General features: G+C 55.1%; 15 protein-coding genes. 7 read left to right on the top strand and 8 right to left on the bottom strand.

The genetic code is table 11. The annotated features are described in order from the left end of the window. Window positions 1–38: 38 nt before the first annotated feature. On the bottom strand, window positions 39–1,850 hold the full coding sequence (gene edd, locus CWM52_RS00530; protein ID WP_099001800.1) for a phosphogluconate dehydratase: 1,812 nt from the start codon (window positions 1,848–1,850) through the stop codon (window positions 39–41). A gap of 221 nt (window positions 1,851–2,071) precedes the next feature. Continuing rightward, on the bottom strand, window positions 2,072–3,547 hold the full coding sequence (zwf, locus tag CWM52_RS00525) for a glucose-6-phosphate dehydrogenase (protein WP_100682311.1): 1,476 nt from the start codon (window positions 3,545–3,547) through the stop codon (window positions 2,072–2,074). Window positions 3,548–3,866: 319 nt separating this feature from the next. Between zwf and CWM52_RS00520 the strand changes: the two genes are divergently transcribed. Together CWM52_RS00520 and pyk are read left to right on the top strand one after the other, a co-directional pair. Next, on the top strand, window positions 3,867–4,772 hold the full coding sequence (locus tag CWM52_RS00520) for a MurR/RpiR family transcriptional regulator (RefSeq protein ID WP_165785325.1): 906 nt from the start codon (window positions 3,867–3,869) through the stop codon (window positions 4,770–4,772). A gap of 126 nt (window positions 4,773–4,898) precedes the next feature. Next, complete coding sequence (gene pyk, locus CWM52_RS00515) at window positions 4,899–6,341, top strand: pyruvate kinase (protein WP_100682309.1); 1,443 nt, start codon at window positions 4,899–4,901, stop codon at window positions 6,339–6,341. 60 nt (window positions 6,342–6,401) lie between these two features. Here the strand turns inward: pyk and CWM52_RS00510 are convergent, their stop codons facing one another. After that, the gene (locus CWM52_RS00510; RefSeq protein ID WP_100682308.1) at window positions 6,402–7,745 is read right to left on the bottom strand and encodes a 2-hydroxycarboxylate transporter family protein; all 1,344 of its coding nucleotides are present in this window, start codon (window positions 7,743–7,745) and stop codon (window positions 6,402–6,404) included. A gap of 424 nt (window positions 7,746–8,169) precedes the next feature. Between CWM52_RS00510 and CWM52_RS00505 the strand changes: the two genes are divergently transcribed. The 3 genes from CWM52_RS00505 (at window position 8,170) to dcuR (ending at window position 11,672) form a co-directional block, all read left to right on the top strand. Further along, window positions 8,170–9,117, top strand: coding sequence for an AEC family transporter (locus tag CWM52_RS00505; RefSeq protein ID WP_100682307.1), 948 nt, complete (start codon window positions 8,170–8,172; stop codon window positions 9,115–9,117). Window positions 9,118–9,190: 73 nt separating this feature from the next. Beyond that, a complete protein-coding gene (locus CWM52_RS00500; RefSeq protein WP_100682306.1) occupies window positions 9,191–10,876 on the top strand; it encodes an NAD-dependent malic enzyme in 1,686 nt (561 codons plus the stop codon). A 79-nt stretch (window positions 10,877–10,955) separates the two neighbouring features. Next, window positions 10,956–11,672, top strand: coding sequence for a two-component system response regulator DcuR (gene dcuR, locus CWM52_RS00495; RefSeq protein WP_100682305.1), 717 nt, complete (start codon window positions 10,956–10,958; stop codon window positions 11,670–11,672). 54 nt (window positions 11,673–11,726) lie between these two features. Here the strand turns inward: dcuR and lpxM are convergent, their stop codons facing one another. The 3 genes from lpxM to znuA form a co-directional block, all read right to left on the bottom strand. Then, window positions 11,727–12,701: a lauroyl-Kdo(2)-lipid IV(A) myristoyltransferase gene (gene lpxM / locus CWM52_RS00490; protein ID WP_100682304.1), complete on the bottom strand. Its 975-nt coding sequence runs from the start codon at window positions 12,699–12,701 to the stop codon at window positions 11,727–11,729. Between the two features lie 217 nt (window positions 12,702–12,918). Further along, window positions 12,919–14,238 (bottom strand): murein DD-endopeptidase MepM, encoded by a 1,320-nt coding sequence (mepM, locus tag CWM52_RS00485; RefSeq protein WP_100682303.1) that lies wholly within the window; start codon window positions 14,236–14,238, stop codon window positions 12,919–12,921. Between the two features lie 15 nt (window positions 14,239–14,253). Beyond that, window positions 14,254–15,198 carry a zinc ABC transporter substrate-binding protein ZnuA gene (gene znuA / locus CWM52_RS00480; protein ID WP_100682302.1) on the bottom strand — a complete coding sequence of 315 codons (945 nt, stop codon included), beginning with the start codon at window positions 15,196–15,198 and terminating at the stop codon, window positions 14,254–14,256. 78 nt (window positions 15,199–15,276) lie between these two features. Here znuA and znuC point away from each other — a divergent pair, with 78 nt between their 5' ends. Further along, entirely contained in the window at window positions 15,277–16,029 is a 753-nt protein-coding gene (gene znuC, locus CWM52_RS00475; RefSeq protein WP_100682301.1) for a zinc ABC transporter ATP-binding protein ZnuC, read from the top strand. Continuing rightward, a complete protein-coding gene (gene znuB / locus CWM52_RS00470; RefSeq protein ID WP_100682300.1) occupies window positions 16,029–16,814 on the top strand; it encodes a zinc ABC transporter permease subunit ZnuB in 786 nt (261 codons plus the stop codon). Before znuC ends, znuB begins: the two co-directional genes overlap by 1 nt. 92 nt (window positions 16,815–16,906) lie before the next feature. Here znuB and ruvB read toward each other — a convergent pair whose 3' ends face one another. Further along, window positions 16,907–17,917: a Holliday junction branch migration DNA helicase RuvB gene (gene ruvB / locus CWM52_RS00465; protein WP_100682299.1), complete on the bottom strand. Its 1,011-nt coding sequence runs from the start codon at window positions 17,915–17,917 to the stop codon at window positions 16,907–16,909. Window positions 17,918–17,925: 8 nt separating this feature from the next. After that, window positions 17,926–18,537 (bottom strand): Holliday junction branch migration protein RuvA, encoded by a 612-nt coding sequence (gene ruvA / locus CWM52_RS00460; RefSeq protein ID WP_100682298.1) that lies wholly within the window; start codon window positions 18,535–18,537, stop codon window positions 17,926–17,928. Window positions 18,538–18,552: the final 15 nt, after the last annotated feature.

Here is an 18,552-nt window from a genome sequence, read left to right as displayed (position 1 = left end):
AGAGTTTCTCTCTCGCCAGATCTACAAATTGTATCGTCTTAAAAAGTGATGCAGGTTGCGCCCTGTTCTGCTCCGGAGAGTTTCTCACGCAGCGCTGCAAACATTTCCCTGCCGCTCCCGACGCGCGAACCGCTGAGGTCAGGAACATGCGGCTGGCGTGCCGCCAGTTCAGCGTCATCCACCAGCAGCGTCAGTTCGCCCGTCTGCCCGTTAACGCGGATGATGTCGCCATCACGTACTTTTGCCAGCAGCCCGCCATCGTACGCTTCAGGCGTAACGTGGATTGCTGACGGGACCTTGCCTGATGCACCAGAGAGTCGGCCATCGGTCACCAGTGCAATTTTGAAACGGCGGTCCAATAATACACCAAGTGGCGGCATAAGTTTATGTAATTCTGGCATGCCGTTCGCTTTTGGCCCCTGATGGCGAACAACCACCACACAATCCTTGTCCAGCATGCCAGCTTCGAAAGCAGGCAAGACGTCGTGCTGGCTTTCAAACACCACCGCTGGCGCTTCAATGATCTGGTTCTCAACCGGTACGGCCGAGGTTTTCATCACCGCGCGCCCGAGGTTGCCACTGAGCACTTTCGTCCCGCCATGGCGAGAGAATGGCTTGTCGAAAGTGGCAATAACCTGCTCGTCTAAAGGCGCCGTCGCCCCTTCGCGCCAGTCCAGCTCGCCGTTATTCAGCCACGGCTCCATGGTGTAACGGGAGAGACCAAAACCGGCCACGGTGTTGACATCTTCGTGCAGCAGGCCACCTTTGAGCAGCTCACGTACCAGCACCGGTACGCCGCCCGCGGCCTGGAAGTGGTTAATATCCGCCGGGCCGTTCGGGTAAAGGCGCGCCAGCAGCGGCACAACGTCGGAGAGATCGGAGAAATCATCCCAGTTAATGATAATCCCCGCCGCGCGAGCCATCGCCACCAGGTGCATTGTATGGTTGGTCGACCCGCCGGTTGCCAGCAGCGCAACGATCCCGTTGACCACCACTTTCTCATCAAACATTTTGCCTAACGGCATCCATTCATTGCCGTTACCGGTCATGCGTGTCACCTGGCGTGCGGCGGCGGCGGTCAGCGCCTGGCGCAGTTCGGCATCCGGATGCACAAACGACGAGCCTGGGAGCTGCATGCCCATAAACTCCACCACCATCTGGTTGGTGTTCGCCGTACCGTAAAATGTGCAGGTACCCGGCGCGTGGTAGGACGCCGCTTCAGATTCCAGCAGCGCCATACGATCGACTTTCCCCTCGGCATACAGCTGGCGGATACGGACTTTTTCTTTATTTGGCAGACCGCTGGCCATCGGGCCAGACGGTACGAACACTGACGGCAGGTGGCCGAAGGAGAGCGCGGCCATCGTCAGGCCGGGGACGATTTTGTCACATACGCCCAGATACAGCGCGCCGTCGAACATGTTATGCGACAGACCAATCGCCGCGGACATGGCAATCACTTCGCGGCTCAGGAGCGAGAGTTCCATCCCGTCCTGCCCCTGGGTGACACCATCGCACATCGCCGGAACTCCCCCCGCGACCTGGCCTACCGCATTTACCGAATGCAGCGCTTTGCGAATGATATCCGGGTAGTACTCATAGGGCTGGTGGGCGGAAAGCATGTCGTTGTAGGAGGTAATAATGGCGATATTGTTACGCAACATGCTTTTCAGCGAGGCTTTATCGTCCGACTGACAGGCAGCAAAGCCGTGGGCGAGATTACCGCACGCCAGCTGCGCGCGATGGACGGTATCGGTCTTCGCCTGGTTAATCCGTGCGAGGTAGGCAGTGCGGGTATCGCGCGACCGTTCGATAATGCGATTTGTTACCCGTAACATTGTCGAATTCATAAAGGCTCCTGAATTTTTATCTGTCCGGCCACAGCATTTTAACAACTTCTTAAAAGGTGAAAGGCACCAATACTGCAGCTCAGCGGCAAAATATCTGTTCGCAGTGTAATAAAAAAAGCCCCGGGGGTGAATCCTCCCGGGGCTTAAAAGAGCAAAAATTATGCGACTTGCTGCGTCAGATCATGTTACCGGTAAAATAACCCATCCGGATAACATCCGCACTATTCAAATTCGTTCCAGGAACGACCGTCACGGGTGATCATCGCCACCGAAGCGACCGGCCCCCAGGTACCAGCCTGGTAAGGCTTCGGCGCATCGCGATCGGCAGCCCAGGCTTCAGTAATGGAGTCAACCCACTTCCACGCCTCTTCGACCTCATCGCGACGCACGAACAGCGCCTGGATACCGCGCATGGTTTCCAGCAGCAGACGTTCATAGGCATCCGCCAGGTGAGTCTGGTTGAAGGTTTCCGAATAGCTCAGGTCCAGCTTGGTTATCTGCAGATTGTGTTTGTGGTCAAGACCCGGCACTTTGTTGAGTACCTGAATATCCACCCCCTCATCCGGCTGCAGACGAATCGTCAGCTTGTTCTGCGGCAGCTCCTGCCAGTTCTCTTTAAACAGGTTCAGCTCGGGGCTTTTGAAATACACCACCACTTCAGAGCATTTGGTCGGCAGACGTTTACCGGTACGCAGGTAGAACGGCACGCCGGCCCAGCGCCAGTTATCGATATCCACGCGGATAGCCACGAAGGTCTCGGTATTGCTGGATTTGTTCGCCCCCTCTTCTTCGAGGTAGCCCGGGACTTTTTTCCCCTGGGCGAAGCCGGCGGTGTACTGACCGCGGACCGTTTTCTCACGCACGTTGGAACGGTCGATACGGCGCAGCGACTTCAGCACTTTTACTTTTTCATCGCGAATGCTGTCGGCAGTGAGGTCTGACGGCGGCGACATCGCTATCATGCACAGGATTTGCAGCAGGTGGTTCTGGATCATGTCGCGCATTTGCCCGGCCTGATCGAAGTAACCCCAGCGGCCTTCGATGCCCACTTCTTCCGCGACGGTGATTTCGACGTGGTCGATCGTGCGGCTGTCCCAGTTATTGACAAACAGGGAGTTAGCAAAGCGCAGCGCCAGCAGGTTGAGCACCGTTTCTTTGCCAAGATAATGGTCAATACGGTAAACCTGGCACTCTTCAAAGAATTCGCCGACCTGGTCGTTGATCTCGCGAGAAGTATCCAGAGAGGTACCCAGCGGTTTTTCCATCACCACGCGCGCAGGTTTGGCGTTCAGTTTGGCTTCACCGAGGCCTTTGCAAATGGCGCCAAAGGTGCTCGGCGGCATCGCGAAATAGTTGATGGTGACACGTTTTTCCTGATCCAGCATTTTGCCCAGACGGGAAAACGCTTTGGTATCGTTCACATCAAGGTTACAAAAATCCAGACGTCCGCTCAGGGTTTCCCACAAACCTTCATCAATCTTTTCCTTCATGAAGGTTTCAAGCGCCTCACGTACGACCCTGGTGTAAGCATCTTTATCCCAGTCAGCACGTCCGACCCCGATAATCCGGGTCTCCGGGTTGATCTGGCCAGCTTTTTCAAGCTGATACAGGGAAGGCAACAATTTACGACGCGCCAGGTCACCCTTAGCGCCGAAAATGACCAGATCGCATGCCTGGGCCGTTTGCGTTACCGCCATGTCATTCTCCTCAGTTGATAGACTGGTGCTTATGCCAGGCTATATTTGTAATTTTCTTACACTACACTGTACTGTGTTTACGAACTTCCCGAAACCCTCAGGCCGCCATTCCCGACGTTAAACCGCACGTGGCGAAAACTTCCGGCGACTATTCAGGCAAACGGCCAGACTTGTTCGTTCTTACGACCGGTTTCAGGTTAATAAAATACGACTCTGATCATGTAATGAAAAAAAACAACATTTTTTAACGTTATTCTTCCCCGCTTGTCATAACGGAGAGGTATATTCTTGCTAAAACGCCTGATGATTTCATCCATTAATGAAATCGCTTCCACTGATGAGCGCTCCGTTACCCATGAACATGCTGGAAAAAATCCAGTCCCGACTGGAACACCTTAGCAAATCCGAACGCAAAGTGGCGGAAGTCATTCTTGCTACGCCTGCTCAGGCGATTCATTCAAGCATTGCGGCCCTGGCGCTGGAGGCGGGCGTCAGCGAACCGACCGTTAACCGCTTTTGCCGGAGCCTGGAAACCCGCGGCTTTCCCGATTTTAAACTTCACCTGGCACAAAGCCTGGCACACGGTACTCTCTATGTTAACCGCAATGTCGATGAAGACGACAGCGTAGAGTCCTATACGGGAAAAATTTTCGCGTCCGCCATGGCCAGTTTAGATCAGGTCCACCACTCTCTCGATATGTCAGCGGTGAATCGCGCCGTCGACCTTCTGACGCAGGCCAAGAAAATTGCCTTCTTTGGCCTCGGCTCTTCGGCCGCCGTCGCGCATGACGCCATGAACAAATTTTTCCGTTTTAACGTTCCGGTTATCTACTCCGACGACATTGTCCTGCAACGCATGAGTTGTATGAATTGCAATGATGATGACGTGGTCGTGATTATCTCACATACTGGCCGGACGAAAAGCCAGGTCGAACTGGCGCGGCTGGCGCGTGAAAACGATGCCATGGTCATCACCATTACGTCGCCGGGGACCCCGCTGGCGCGAGAGGCGACGTTGTCGATTACGCTTGATGTCCCCGAAGATACGGATATCTATATGCCCATGGTTTCACGTCTTGCCCAGTTGACGGTGATAGATGTGCTGGCCACCGGCTTTACCCTCCGTCGGGGAGCGAAATTCAGAGATAACTTGAAGAGGGTCAAGGAAGCATTGAAAGAATCGCGTTTTGATAAAGAACTGCCTGTACACAGCGATAACCCATAAAACTTGATAATTAGGTAGTGACCCATTACACCTTCGGTTACGTTCCGGCATAGCGACATTGCTGGCCGGCACCGCCGATTCCATGTTCACGCAACACCAAAGTTGTTTTAGTCAACGGAGTATTACATGTCCAGAAGGCTTCGCAGAACCAAAATCGTAACGACCTTAGGCCCGGCAACCGATCGTGATAACAACCTTGAAAAGGTGATCGCCGCAGGCGCTAACGTAGTACGTATGAACTTCTCTCACGGTACCCCGGAAGATCATCAGATGCGGGCGGATAAAGTCCGTCAAATCGCAGCAAAACTGGGCCGTCATGTGGCCATCCTGGGCGATCTGCAAGGCCCCAAAATTCGCGTTTCCACCTTCAAAGAAGGTAAAATTTTTCTTAATATCGGCGACAAATTCCTGCTTGATGCAGAGCTGGCTAAAGGCGAAGGCGACAAAGAGAAAGTCGGTATTGATTATAAAGGCCTGCCGGCGGACGTCGTGCCTGGCGATATCCTGCTGCTGGACGATGGCCGCGTACAGCTGAAAGTGGTCGAAGTTCGGGGTCTGAAAGTGTTCACCGAGGTCACCGTCGGCGGACCGCTGTCAAACAATAAAGGTATCAACAAACTGGGTGGCGGCCTGTCCGCTGAAGCGCTGACGGAGAAAGACAAAGCGGACATCGTCACCGCGGCGAAAATCGGCGTTGATTACCTGGCCGTCTCCTTCCCGCGCTGTGGCGAAGACCTGAACTATGCCCGCCGTCTGGCGCGCGAAGCCGGTTGCGATGCCAGTATCGTGGCGAAAGTCGAGCGTGCGGAAGCGGTTTGCGATCAGGACGCGATGGACGATGTTATTCTGGCCTCTGACGTCGTGATGGTTGCCCGTGGCGACCTTGGCGTTGAAATCGGCGACCCGGAACTGGTGGGTATTCAGAAAGCGCTGATCCGCCGCGCCCGTCAGTTGAACCGTTCGGTCATCACCGCGACTCAGATGATGGAGTCGATGATAACTAACCCGATGCCAACCCGCGCGGAAGTCATGGACGTCGCCAACGCCGTCCTCGACGGTACCGATGCCGTGATGCTCTCAGCGGAAACCGCCGCTGGCCAGTATCCGTCGGAAACCGTGGCCGCGATGGCGCGCGTCTGTCTGGGCGCAGAAAAAATCCCGACCCTCAACGTGTCCAAGCACCGCCTGGATGTCCAGTTCGACAACGTTGAAGAGGCGATTGCCATGTCAGCGATGTATGCGGCGAACCACCTGAAAGGCGTCACCGCGATCATCACCATGACCGAGTCAGGTCGTACCGCGCTGATGACTTCACGCATTAGCTCTGGCCTGCCCATTTTCGCCCTCTCCCGCCATGAACATACCCTGAACCTGACCGCCTTGTATCGCGGCGTAACGCCGGTTTACTTCGACAGCACCAACGACGGCGTCGCTGCGGCGCACGATGCGGTGAACCTGCTGCGCGATAAAGGCTATCTGGTTTCGGGTGACCTCGTTATCGTCACTCAGGGTGATGTCATGAGCACCATCGGCAGCACCAACACCACGCGTATTCTGACCGTCGAGTAATACCGCCCCCATCGTGCCCCCTACCTGCCAGCCTGATCTGGCAGGTTTTTTTATCCTTAATCAGACAATCCAGCTCAGCAGCAGCGTCGCCGCGATCACCGTTGAAGCACCGCCAATACGGGTGGCAATCTGTGCAAACGGCATCAGCGACATGCGATTCGATGCCGAGAGTATCGCCACATCCCCGGTGCCGCCCAGCCCGCTGTGGCAACTGGTGACGATCGCCGCTTCAACGGGATACATATTCAACCGGGAAGCGATGAAAAACCCGCTCAACGCCATGGCAATGACGATGGAACCGCACACGACGACATAGCCGATGGAGAAGACGGAAACCACGCTCTCCAGCGGGACATACAGCATTCCAAGACCGATCATCAGCGGCCAGACGAGAGCTGCAGAAACGAATTTGTAGCAGCTGTGCGCCCCCAGCTCCATCGCGGCGGGGATAATTTTGCTGTATTTGCACAGGACGGCGGCCAGAATCATCAATACCGGTCCCGGAATATGCAGCACTTTCTCCAGCAACCCGCCAACGATGAAAAATGCGCAGATCATTAACAACCCGGCTCCCATCAGCTGGAAGTCGGTGGACTGCCCTCCCTGCGACTGCGAGAAAACGTGGTTATCATCATGGCTACGAATCAACATGCCGTCGCCGGACAGCGCCGGGCGGCGGACACCCAGGCGTGCCAGAAAGCCCGCGCAGATGATGGCGAAGATGTTCCCCACTACCGCGGCAGGTGCCAGCTGTGCGACATACACATCCGGCGTTTGCCCGAGGATCGCTGAATATGCCAGCGACAGCGGCAGGATCCCTTCCCCAATGCCGCCGCCGATAATCGGCACAATAATAAAGAAGAAGGTATGGTATATGCTGTAGCCGAACAGGCTCCCCACCAGCAGACCCGTCGCGATCGCCGCCCCGGTCCCCACAATCAGCGGAACGAACATGCGCACCATACCCTGAATAAGAATGGTTCTGTTCATGCCCAGAATACTGCCGACCACCAGGCAGGCGATGACAAAATAGAGTAAATTGGCCTCTTTCATCAACAGATGCACGGTGCTCAGCGTATGGGGATCAAACGCCCCGAAATAGACCAGTACCGACGGCATCATCAGACACAAAATGGCCGGGCCGCCGATATCTTTAAGCACCGGTACCATTCGCCCGATTTTGGCCAGAGCGAATCCGAGGGTCATGATGACCGCCAGTCCGCCAATCATATTCTTTGGCAGCAGTCCCGCCATTGCAGAGACAGCGACAATCGTCGCGATACCGACAAACAACGTTAAAGGTACGGCGCCGACGTCAACGTTGGAAACATTGGATAAGAAGCGTGGAGCTTGCTCGCTCGAGTGCGTTTGTTCTACCGGATGGTTGAGTGAATTATTTTTCATGTTTCACCTGCATTGTGATAGATGGCGTAGGGTCGTCGCGCAATATTAAAATTGCGCAGTCAAATAATAATAAAAAGCAAAAAATGAAGAGGTATTCGAATTAAAAACATAAAAACGGTAGCACAGGGCTTTCCTTTAAAAAAGAAAATAACAGACTGCGCTCACGACTTTGTGACTAAGTTAGAAACTCCACTTTAAGTAATTTAAATTATCACGGCGTAGTTAAAGTTATTCATCACGACATTTGGTTATTAGCAACCATGAAAAACAAGGAGTTAATCGCTGAGGTCGCATTTGTAAGTAAAGTTCCCAAAGCGAAATTATTTAAACAACCGCCACTGTGATTTCAATCACCTTTCATACCATAGGGGATCGCTAGATTAAAAAACACAACGAACCCTACACACTATTTTCAGGATAATTTATGCCTACGCTGCTATTGCAATCATTGTTCCCATTAGTGTTTATCATGTTACTCGGTTGGCTCAGCGGTAAGTTAGGCTATACCCGTCGTGAAGACGCCTCGGTGTTAGCCACCGTCGTCATCCGGTTTGCTCTGCCCTTTCATCTTTTTATTGGGGCATTAAATACCAACCCGGATAAAATTAAAAACTTCGCCTTTATGGCCGTATTAGTGATTGGCCTGATGGGGTCCTATTTTCTTACCCTGCTGATCTCACGCTACGTTTTCCGCCATGATATCAAAACCAGCGCGCTCCAGTCCCTGGTATGTGCATTTCCTGATATGGCCTATTTCGGTGCGCCGGTCCTTGCCGTCCTGATTGGGCCTGAAGGGTTTCTTGGCGTGCTTATCGGCAACTTAATCACCAGCGTCTTCATGATTCCCCTGACGATAATCCTGATTCGTATGGGCGATAAACATGCCGCTGATGATGGAGAGGACATTCATGCCGGCAAGCTGATTGCGCAAAACCTGATGAAGGCTATCAGAAACCCTATCGTCTGGATTCCCATCACCGGGGTGCTGCTGAGCCTTGCTGGCGTACAGCTGCCGCATATGCTCAGCATGCCGATTGAAATGGTCGGGAAAATTGCCGGCGGCCTGTCGCTGTTCGCGCTTGGTCTGCTGTTTTATGGAGAACGCCCGACGGTCAATATTCAGACCTGCACCAACATCAGTATTAAAAATCTGATTCAGCCCGCCATGATGGCCGTGGCAGGCCTGGCTTTCGGTCTTAGCCACACGCTGATGCAGCAGGTCATTATTATTGGTGCAACCCCTTCGGCCATCGCCGCCGGAATGTTTGCGCTGCGCAGCGATACCTATATTGAACCGGCCTCATCCTCGATTTTACTCGGCACCGCCATTGGGGTGGTTACCGAAGGCATCATGATTTATTTAATTTCTTAACTGCCGTCCCCGGCGAAATAGTATTTACCGGGTTAAACCTGTATTTATTTAAACAATGTTCAGGAGTCACGAAATGTTAGCCAAAGAAACATTATATACCCCTTACAATGGCGCAGTTCTGCTGGAAAATCCGCTATTAAATAAAGGACTCGCTTTTACCGAGGGGGAAAGAACGGCTTTTAATCTTCAGGGATTACTGCCGCATAATGTCGAAACCATCGAAGAACAGACGGATCGCGCGTGGAAGCAGTTCAGTGAATTTAAGCGTGACATTTCCCGGCATATCTATCTGCGGAATATTCAGGATACTAACGAGACGCTCTTTTATCATTTGCTGCGCAGCCATATGAAAGAGATGCTGCCGGTCATTTATACGCCAACCGTTGGAGAAGCCTGCGAACACTTCTCCGAGATTTACCGCCGCGGGCGCGGTCTGTTTATTTCCTGGCCTAACCGCCATCACATTGATGAGATGCTGCAAAGCTTCTCCCGCAACGATATTCAGGTGATCGTCGTCACCGATGGCGAGCGTATTCTTGGTCTGGGCGATCAGGGGATCGGCGGGATGGGGATTCCGATTGGCAAACTCTCACTGTATACCGCCTGCGGCGGCATTCATCCTGCATCGACGCTGCCTGTGATGCTCGATGTCGGAACCAACAATACGAAGCACCTGGAAGACCCACTGTATATGGGCTGGCGTCATCCGCGCATTAACGACGATCAATATATGGAGTTTATGGATATGTTTGTCGATGCGGTAAAACGTCGCTGGCCGCATGTCCTGCTGCAATTTGAAGATTTTGCCCAGAAGAATGCCGGCCGCCTGCTTAAGCGTTATCGCAACCAACTGTGCTGCTTCAACGATGACATCCAGGGCACAGCCGCCGTCACCACCGGTACACTGATTGCCGCCGCCGCAGTGGCGGGCACCCGTATACGCGACCAGCGGGTTGTTTTCCTCGGCGGCGGCTCCGCCGGCTGCGGGATTGCCGAAAAAATTATTGCGCTGATGGTGGATGATGGTTTGTCGGAGAAAGAAGCCCGCAACAAGGTCTTCATGGTCGATCGTTTTGGTTTACTGACCGACGAGATGCCCAATCTGCTCGATTTTCAGCAAAGCCTCGTGACGCCGCGAGACACCATTGCCCACTGGGATGTGACGTCTGCCAACCTGTCGTTGATGGATGTCGTGCGCAATGTGCACCCGACCGTACTCATTGGCGTCTCCGGCCAGCCGGGTCTGTTCAGTGAAGAGATTATCAAAGAAATGCACCGCCACTGCCCGCGGCCAATTGTGATGCCGCTCTCTAATCCGACCTCCCGTGCCGAAGCGCAGCCGAAAGAATTGCTCGAATGGACCCAGGGCAGCGCGCTGATCGCCACCGGTAGCCCGTTTGAACCGGTGTTTTGCCAGGGTGAGACCTATGATATCACGCAGTGCAACAACGCCTATATTTTCCCCGGTCTGGGGTTAGGTATCCTGGCGGTCAAAGCGGAGCGCGTCACCGAAGCCATGCTGATTACCTGCAGTAAAACGCTGGCGGCCCACTCGCCGTTAGCCACCACCGGCAAAGGCGGATTATTACCGGCGGTGGAAGATATTGAGATGATTTCCCGGGCCATCGCCCTTGATGTCGCCCTGGTGGCCCAGGCCGAAGGCGTCGCCGCCAAACTCAGCGAGGAAGAGCTGATCGCCAATATTGATAAAACGTTCTGGCACGCGCGTTACACCTCCTATAAGCGTTCATCGCTGTAGCCACACCGTCCTTCATTAAACCTGCGGGAAGCATCCAGGCGTCGCCCCCCATGCTTCCCGATAGTCTAAGGAGCCGCGCATGTTCAATGTGCTTATTGTGGATGATGATTCGATGGTTGCGGAGCTGAACCGGCTGTTTATCAGCCGGGTCGCCGACTTTCGCTGCTGCGGTATCGCCTCAACGCTGGGGGAAGCCGAGCAGATGCTGAATCATACGCCCGCGATCGATTTGGTCCTGCTGGATGTGTATATGCAGCAAGAGAATGGGCTGGATCTGCTGCCCACCCTGCGTACCAACGCCCGCAGCATCGATGCGATCATGATTACCTCCGCCGCTGATGCGGCAACCGTCCAGACGGCGATGCACTATGGCGTGGTGGATTACTTAATTAAACCGTTTCAGTTCCCGCGCTTTGAAGAGGCGCTGCTGACATGGCGCAAACGACGCGAGCTGCAACACGCCAAATCCTGCTTCGAGCAGTCCGATGTTGATGATTTACTGCGCAACGGTATTCAGCGCCCGGATAACACCCGCCGCTTACCTAAGGGATTAACGCCGCAAACGCTGCGCCTGGTGTGCCAATGGATTGATAGCCATCAGGAGAACGCTTTTTCAACCAATGAGATAGCCAACGCACTGCAAATCTCCAGAGTTTCGTGCCGTAAGTATTTAATCTGGCTGGAAAAGACGGGGATCCTCTTCACCAATAACCACTATGGTCTCACCGGCCGCCCGGAATACCGCTACCGGTTGATAAGCGAGCATGTGGCTTTACTCCGACAATACAGCCAATGAACCCGCCAGGTTCATTGGCTCTCTGTGGCTGGGCCGGGAAGATGCAGGCAGGCGCTACTTCTTTCTCGCAAAGAGCTCTTTGCGCTGATAAGGCTCGATTTCCCCCGGTTTACGCGTCTTCAGCAATTTGAGGATCCAGGTATATTGCTCGGTATGCGGCTTGACGAAAATCTCGACCTCTTCATTCATTCGTCGCGCGATCGTGTGATCATCGGCATCCAGCAGATCATCCATCGGCGGACGCACCAGCACCGTCAGACGATGCGTTTTGCCATCATAAACCGGGAACAGCGGCACCACGCGCGCGCGGCAGACTTTCATCAGTCGGCCAATCGCCGGCAGGGTGGCTTTATAGGTCGCGAAAAAATCGACGAACTCGCTGTGCTCGGCGCCGTGATCCTGGTCGGGCAAATAGTAGCCCCAGTAGCCCTGGCGGACCGACTGGATAAACGGTTTAATGCCATCGTTGCGCGCATGCATACGCCCACCAAAGCGACGTCTGACGGTATTCCACACGTAGTCGAAGACCGGATTCCCCTGGTTATGGAACATTGCCGCCATTTTCTGACCGCCCGAAGCCATCAACATCGCCGGAATATCTACCCCCCAGGCGTGCGGCACCAGAAAGATCACCTTTTCGTTATTACGCTGCATCTCTTCGATGATCTCTTTGCCCTGCCAGTCGACGCGGGAGAGCACATGAGCCGGATCCCGCAGCCCCAGCTCGGCCATCATGACCATCGCCTGCGGCGCCGACATATACATTTCATCAATAATTGCCTCGCGCTCCTGCTCGCTCTTTTCCGGGAAGCAGTACAGCAGGTTTATCTGCGCACGACGGCGTGAGCTTTTCGCCAGCCGACCCACCGCACGTCCCAGTTTACCGAGGATCGGATCGCGAAAAGAGGGGGGCGTCAGGGCGATGCCGGCAAACGCAAAAACCCCCAGCCAGGCACCCCAGTAGCGCGGGAGTAAAAAGGATTTGTCAAATTTTGGAATAAACTCAATATTATTTTTTTTCGTTTCCATGCCCAGTCCACAGCCGTACTGCATAAAAAAAGATAATGGGGGTAATCCCGTCAAACCGCACCGTCAAACCGCACCGTCAAACCGCACCGTCAAACCGCAAGTTGCAGCCTCAGAAGCCGTAAGGCGACTTATTGTGGGTATAGTTTAGCGATACGACGGGGAACCTACAAAAGAAAAAGCCGGCGCGCGACAGGCACCGGCTTGCATTGAGATCCTGCTAGTCAAACCGCAGTTGCGGCATAACCTCTTTGACCTGCGCCAGGTAATCGGTGCGATCGGAACCGCTCAACCCTTCGGTACGCGGCAGTTTCGCCGTTAATGGGTTCACGGCCTGCTGGTTAATCCACACCTCATAGTGCAGGTGCGGGCCGGTAGAACGACCGGTGTTACCTGACAGCGCAATACGATCGCCGCGTTTCACTTTCTGCCCCGGTTTCACCAGCAGTTTACGCAGATGCATATAGCGGGTGGTATAGGTACGACCATGGCGTACCGCCACATAGTATCCCGCCGCGCCGCTGCGCTTAGCCACCACGACCTCACCATCGCCGACCGCAAGAACCGGCGTCCCCTGCGGCATCGCAAAATCGACGCCGCGGTGCGGGGCCACGCGCCCGGTCACCGGATTCAGACGACGCGGATTAAAGTTCGATGAGACGCGGAACTGGCGCGCCGTCGGGAAGCGCATAAAGCCCTTCGCCAGACCGGTACCGTTGCGATCGTAGAACTTGCCGTCCTCCGCGCGAATCGCGTAATAATCCTTGCCCTCTGAGCGCAAACGCACGCCCAGCAGTTGGCTCTGTTCCCGTTTACCATCAAGCATTTCGCGCGACATCAGTACCGAGAACTCATCGCCTTTTTTCAGCTTGCGGAAGTCCATCTGCCACTGCATCGCTCTGATCACTGCGCTCACTTCCGTGCTGGTCAGCCCGGCTTCACGAGCGCTGGCGACAAAGCTTGCGCCCACGGTGCCTTTCAGCACGTTGTTGACCCACTCCCCTTTCTGCTGCTCGCTGCTCATTTTAAAGCCGTTAGCGACCCGGTCATAGGTGCGGGTTTCACGGCGCGACATTTCCCATGTCAGGCTTTGCAAATCCCCTTCTGCCGTTAAGGTCCACGAGAGCTGTTGGCCGATTTTCAGGTTTCGCAACTCTTTGTCGGCGGAGGAGAGCTGGGCGATATCGCCCATATCAATACCGTACTGGTTGAGGATGCTGCTCAGCGTATCGCCGGTGGAGACCACGTATTCGTGGCCGCCTGATTCGCTATCGGCTTTATCATCAAGTTCATCTTGAGGAATGGCTTCTTCTTCCTGCGGCGCCTGGTCGATAGGCTCGGAGGCTTCCGGCAGCAGTGAGCGGATTTCGCTTTTTTCCAGCTCGATAGTCTTGACGATAGGGGCGGATTCCGGATGGTAGATATAGGGTCGCCAGACGGCGACCGCTAATGTCAGAACGCTCAACGACCCCAGCATGACGCGATGAGGTCGTGGCAAATTGTTGAATGCCTGAGAGACAGCGCGGGCTATCTGTTGCACGTATTCACTTCCTCGTTAATCTCCTTTCAGGCAGCTCGAATACTGTTTCGCCAGTTGGTCGAGGAACTGCGGGTAGCTTTCTTTACCCAGCTTAATTCCGCTACCGAGAGGGTCCAGAGTTCCCATGCGCACAGAGGTGCCTCTGGCAACAGCTTCTATAACGGCTGGCCTGAACTGTGGCTCAGCAAAAACGCACGTCGCTTTTTGCTCAACCAGCTGTGTTCTGATTTCGTGTAAACGCTGCGCACCGGGCTGTATTTCAGGGTTTACGGTAAAATGCCCCAGCGAGGTCAGACCGTAGTGTTTTTCAAAGTAGCCATAGGCATCATGAAAAACGAAATACCCTTTGCCTTTCAGCGGTGCGAGCTCGTTACTCACCTGCTTATCGGTTGAGGCTAAATTTTCCTCAAATTCTTTCAGGTTGGCGTCAAGTCTGGCTCGACTCTGCGGCATAAGTTCCAATAATTTATCGTGGATTGCAACCGCTGAAAGCCGCGCTATCTCTGGGGATAACCATAGATGCATATTGTAAACACCATGATGGTGATCGCCGTCACTATTTTCCCCTGCGGCGTGTTCATGACCATGATCGTCATCGTCGTCATCCGCCCCTTTCATGAGCAACGGTTTCACGCCGGCAAGCTCAGCGATGGTCACCTTTTTATTCGCCGCAATGCTTTGCGTTGACTTGTCCATGAACGCTTCCATCTCTGGACCAATCCAGACCACTAAGTCTGCGTTCTGTAAGCGTTTTGCATCAGAAGGACGCAGTGAGTAGTCATGCTCTGAGGCGCCGTCAGGCAGGAGCACCTGCGTCTGCGTGACGCCATCAGCGATAGCGGAAGCGATAAAGCCTAAGGGTTTCATTGAGGTAACCACGGCGGCATTTGCCGCAGAAGTCTGAGCGAACAAAAAAACGGCGCTAAGTCCAGCGCAAAGAAGCGTATTTTTATGTAACATAATGCGTCTAGTCATCGTAATGAATGAGAAAGATGTGATATTATAACATTCACTAGCTTGTGCAACCCCTAATTTGACATGACAAATCTTGTAACTCTTGAAAACGTCTCGGTCGCCTTCGGCCAACGACGCGTACTGTCTGACATTTCGCTGACGCTAAAGCCCGGCAAAATTTTGACCTTACTCGGCCCTAATGGCGCAGGCAAATCCACGCTTGTGCGGGTGGTTCTTGGTCTGGTAGCACCGACGGACGGTGTTATCAAGCGCGAGAATCATCTGCGGATTGGCTACGTCCCGCAAAAATTGCATCTTGACGCCACGATGCCGCTGACCGTCAGCCGATTTATGCGCTTACGTCCCGGCACCCGCCGGCAGGATATCCTGCCAGCGCTGAAACGTGTCCAGGCCGGACACCTGATTGAAGCGCCGATGCAAAAACTCTCCGGTGGCGAGACCCAGCGCGTGCTGCTGGCCCGGGCCCTGCTCAACCAGCCGCAGCTGCTGGTGCTGGATGAACCCACGCAGGGCGTCGACGTTAACGGCCAGGTGGCCCTCTACGATCTGATAAACCAGTTGCGTCAGGAGCTTAATTGCTCGGTGCTGATGGTCTCCCACGACCTGCATCTGGTGATGGCGAAAACCGATGAGGTGCTGTGCCTGAATCAACATATTTGCTGCTCTGGCACCCCGGAAGTGGTCTCCATGCATCCGCAGTTTATCTCGATGTTTGGCCAGCGCGGCGCGGAACAGCTGGGAATTTATCGTCACCATCATAATCACCGCCATGACCTACAGGGGCGGATTGTACTGCGTAGGGGAAATGAGCGCTGATGATTGAACTCCTGTTACCCGGCTGGCTGGCCGGGATTATGCTTGCCTGTGCGGCAGGCCCGCTCGGGTCGTTTGTGGTCTGGCGCCGGATGTCCTATTTCGGCGACACCCTGGCTCACGCCTCTTTGCTTGGCGTGGCCTTCGGACTGCTGCTTAACGTAAATCCGTTTTATGCGGTGATCGCCGTGACCTTAATGCTGGCAGGCGGCCTGGTGTGGCTGGAAAAACGCCCGCATCTGGCGCTTGATACCTTACTGGGGATTATGGCGCACAGCGCGCTGTCGCTTGGCCTGGTGGTGGTCAGTCTGATGTCGAATATTCGCGTCGACCTGATGGCCTATCTGTTTGGCGATTTACTGGCGGTGACGCCGGAAGATTTGATCTCTATCGCCATTGGCGTGGCGATTGTGCTGACCATCCTGCTCTGGCAGTGGCGCAATCTGCTGTCGATGACCATCAGCCCCGATCTGGCGTTTGTCGATGGCGTAAAGCTACAGCGGGTGAAACTGCTGCTGATGCTGGTCACCGCGCTGACCATCGGCGTCGCCATGAAGTTCGTCGGCGCGTTGATTATCACCTCGCTGCTGATAATCCCTGCCGCGACGGCGCGCCGCTTTGCCCGCACGCCGGAGCAGATGGCTGCGACAGCCGTTGGCGTGGGCATTCTGGCAGTCAGCGGCGGGCTGACCTTCTCGGCGTTTTATGACACCCCCGCCGGCCCGTCCGTGGTGCTGTGCGCCGCGCTGCTGTTTATCTTCAGCATGATGAAAAAATCCGCAACCTGAGCCGCCTCTCCTCCCCGGCCACGGCGAGTCGACCGGGGCCGTCATCCCTGCCCGCTCGGGACGCGGCCATCGCGCCCCTGCCGGGCGCCAGGCTACGGCATCTCCGGCGGCGTGATGCCGAAGTGATTCCAGGCGCGTACCGTCGCCATGCGCCCGCGCGGCGTGCGCTGCAAAAAACCTTGCTGGATCAGATACGGTTCCAGAACGTCCTCGATAGTTTCCCGCTCTTCGCCAATCGCCGCCGCCAGGTTATCCAGGCCGACGGGACCGCCGAAGAATTTATCGATCACCGCCAGCAGAAGTTTGCGGTCCATATAGTCGAACCCTTCCGCATCAACATTGAGCATGTCCAGCGCCTGAGCGGCAATCTCCAGCGAAATGGTGCCATCATGGCGCACCTCGGCAAAGTCGCGCACCCGGCGCAGCAGGCGGTTAGCGATACGCGGCGTTCCGCGCGCGCGCCGGGCGACTTCCAGCGCGCCTTCGTCGCTCATATCCAGCCCCATATAGCGAGCGCTGCGGCTGACGATATGCTGCAGGTCAGGAACCTGGTAAAACTCCAGGCGCTGCACAATACCGAAGCGGTCACGCAGCGGCGAGGTTAATGACCCCGCGCGCGTGGTAGCACCAATCAGGGTAAACGGCGGCAGATCGATTTTTATAGAACGCGCCGCGGGCCCTTCGCCGATCATAATATCCAGCTGATAGTCTTCCATCGCCGGATACAGCACCTCCTCCACTACCGGTGAAAGGCGGTGTATTTCATCAATAAACAGCACGTCGTGGGGTTCGAGATTGGTGAGCATAGCGGCCAGGTCGCCCGCCTTCTCAAGCACCGGACCGGAGGTGGTGCGCAGGTTGACGCCCATCTCATTGGCGACGATATTCGCCAGCGTCGTTTTCCCCAACCCCGGCGGGCCAAAGATCAGCAGGTGATCGAGCGCATCGCCGCGCAGCTTTGCCGCCTGGATAAAAATCTCCATTTGCGAGCGCACCTGCGGCTGACCGACATACTCTGCCAGCAATTTCGGGCGGATTGCGCGGTCGGCCGTCTCTTCAAACCCGGCACTGTCTGCCGATACCAGCCTGTCTGCTTCAATCATCCCTTACCTCACAACGCGGCGCGGAGCGCTTCGCGAATTAGCGTTTCACTGTTGGCATCCGGGCGCGCGATTTTGCTTACCATCCGGCTGGCCTCCTGAGGTTTATAGCCCAGCGCCACCAGCGCAGCAACCGCTTCCTGCTCCGCGTCATCATCAGACGGGCCAGCAGGTGACGTCAGCACCAGATCCGCCGCCGGCGTAAACAGATCGCCGTGCAGACCTTTGAACCGGTCTTTCATTTCCACGATCAGACGCTCAGCCGTTTTCTTACCGATACCCGGCAGTTTCACCAGGGCCGCCAGCTCCTCACGCTCCACGGCGTTAACAAACTGCTGCGCCGACATACCGGAGAGAATCGCCAGCGCCAGCTTTGGCCCGACGCCGTTGGTTTTAATCAGCTCTTTGAACAAGGTGCGTTCCTGCTTGTTATTAAAACCATACAGCAGCTGCGCATCTTCGCGAACGACAAAATGGGTAAAAACGATGGCCTCGTTGCCCACATCCGGCAGTTCATAAAAACAGGTCATTGGCATATGTACTTCATAGCCCACGCCTCCCGTTTCCAGTAACACAAGCGGGGGTTGTTTTTCGAGAACGATGCCTCTGAGTCTGCCTATCACATGGAGCTCCTGCGT

This window comes from Raoultella sp. T31 (genome assembly GCF_002806725.1).
GTDB lineage: Bacteria > Pseudomonadota > Gammaproteobacteria > Enterobacterales > Enterobacteriaceae > Klebsiella > Klebsiella electrica.
The sequence above is the reverse complement of the archived record's forward strand: the minus strand, read 5'-3'. Positions and strand labels throughout refer to the sequence as shown.

Excerpts from the sequence above, each read along its gene's own strand:
- CWM52_RS00510 (WP_100682308.1), bottom strand. The coding sequence starts at position 7,745 with ATGAAAAATAATTCACTCAACCATCCGGTAGAACAAACGCACTCGAGC.
- znuB (WP_100682300.1), top strand. The coding sequence starts at position 16,029 with ATGATTGAACTCCTGTTACCCGGCTGGCTGGCCGGGATTATGCTTGCC.
- zwf (WP_100682311.1), bottom strand. The coding sequence starts at position 3,547 with ATGGCGGTAACGCAAACGGCCCAGGCATGCGATCTGGTCATTTTCGGC.
- edd (WP_099001800.1), bottom strand. The coding sequence starts at position 1,850 with ATGAATTCGACAATGTTACGGGTAACAAATCGCATTATCGAACGGTCG.
- ruvB (WP_100682299.1), bottom strand. The coding sequence starts at position 17,917 with ATGATTGAAGCAGACAGGCTGGTATCGGCAGACAGTGCCGGGTTTGAA.
- CWM52_RS00520 (WP_165785325.1), top strand. The coding sequence starts at position 3,867 with ATGAAATCGCTTCCACTGATGAGCGCTCCGTTACCCATGAACATGCTG.
- lpxM (WP_100682304.1), bottom strand. The coding sequence starts at position 12,701 with ATGGAAACGAAAAAAAATAATATTGAGTTTATTCCAAAATTTGACAAA.
- CWM52_RS00505 (WP_100682307.1), top strand. The coding sequence starts at position 8,170 with ATGCCTACGCTGCTATTGCAATCATTGTTCCCATTAGTGTTTATCATG.
- CWM52_RS00500 (WP_100682306.1), top strand. The coding sequence starts at position 9,191 with ATGTTAGCCAAAGAAACATTATATACCCCTTACAATGGCGCAGTTCTG.
- znuA (WP_100682302.1), bottom strand. The coding sequence starts at position 15,198 with ATGTTACATAAAAATACGCTTCTTTGCGCTGGACTTAGCGCCGTTTTT.
- dcuR (WP_100682305.1), top strand. The coding sequence starts at position 10,956 with ATGTTCAATGTGCTTATTGTGGATGATGATTCGATGGTTGCGGAGCTG.
- znuC (WP_100682301.1), top strand. The coding sequence starts at position 15,277 with ATGACAAATCTTGTAACTCTTGAAAACGTCTCGGTCGCCTTCGGCCAA.
- pyk (WP_100682309.1), top strand. The coding sequence starts at position 4,899 with ATGTCCAGAAGGCTTCGCAGAACCAAAATCGTAACGACCTTAGGCCCG.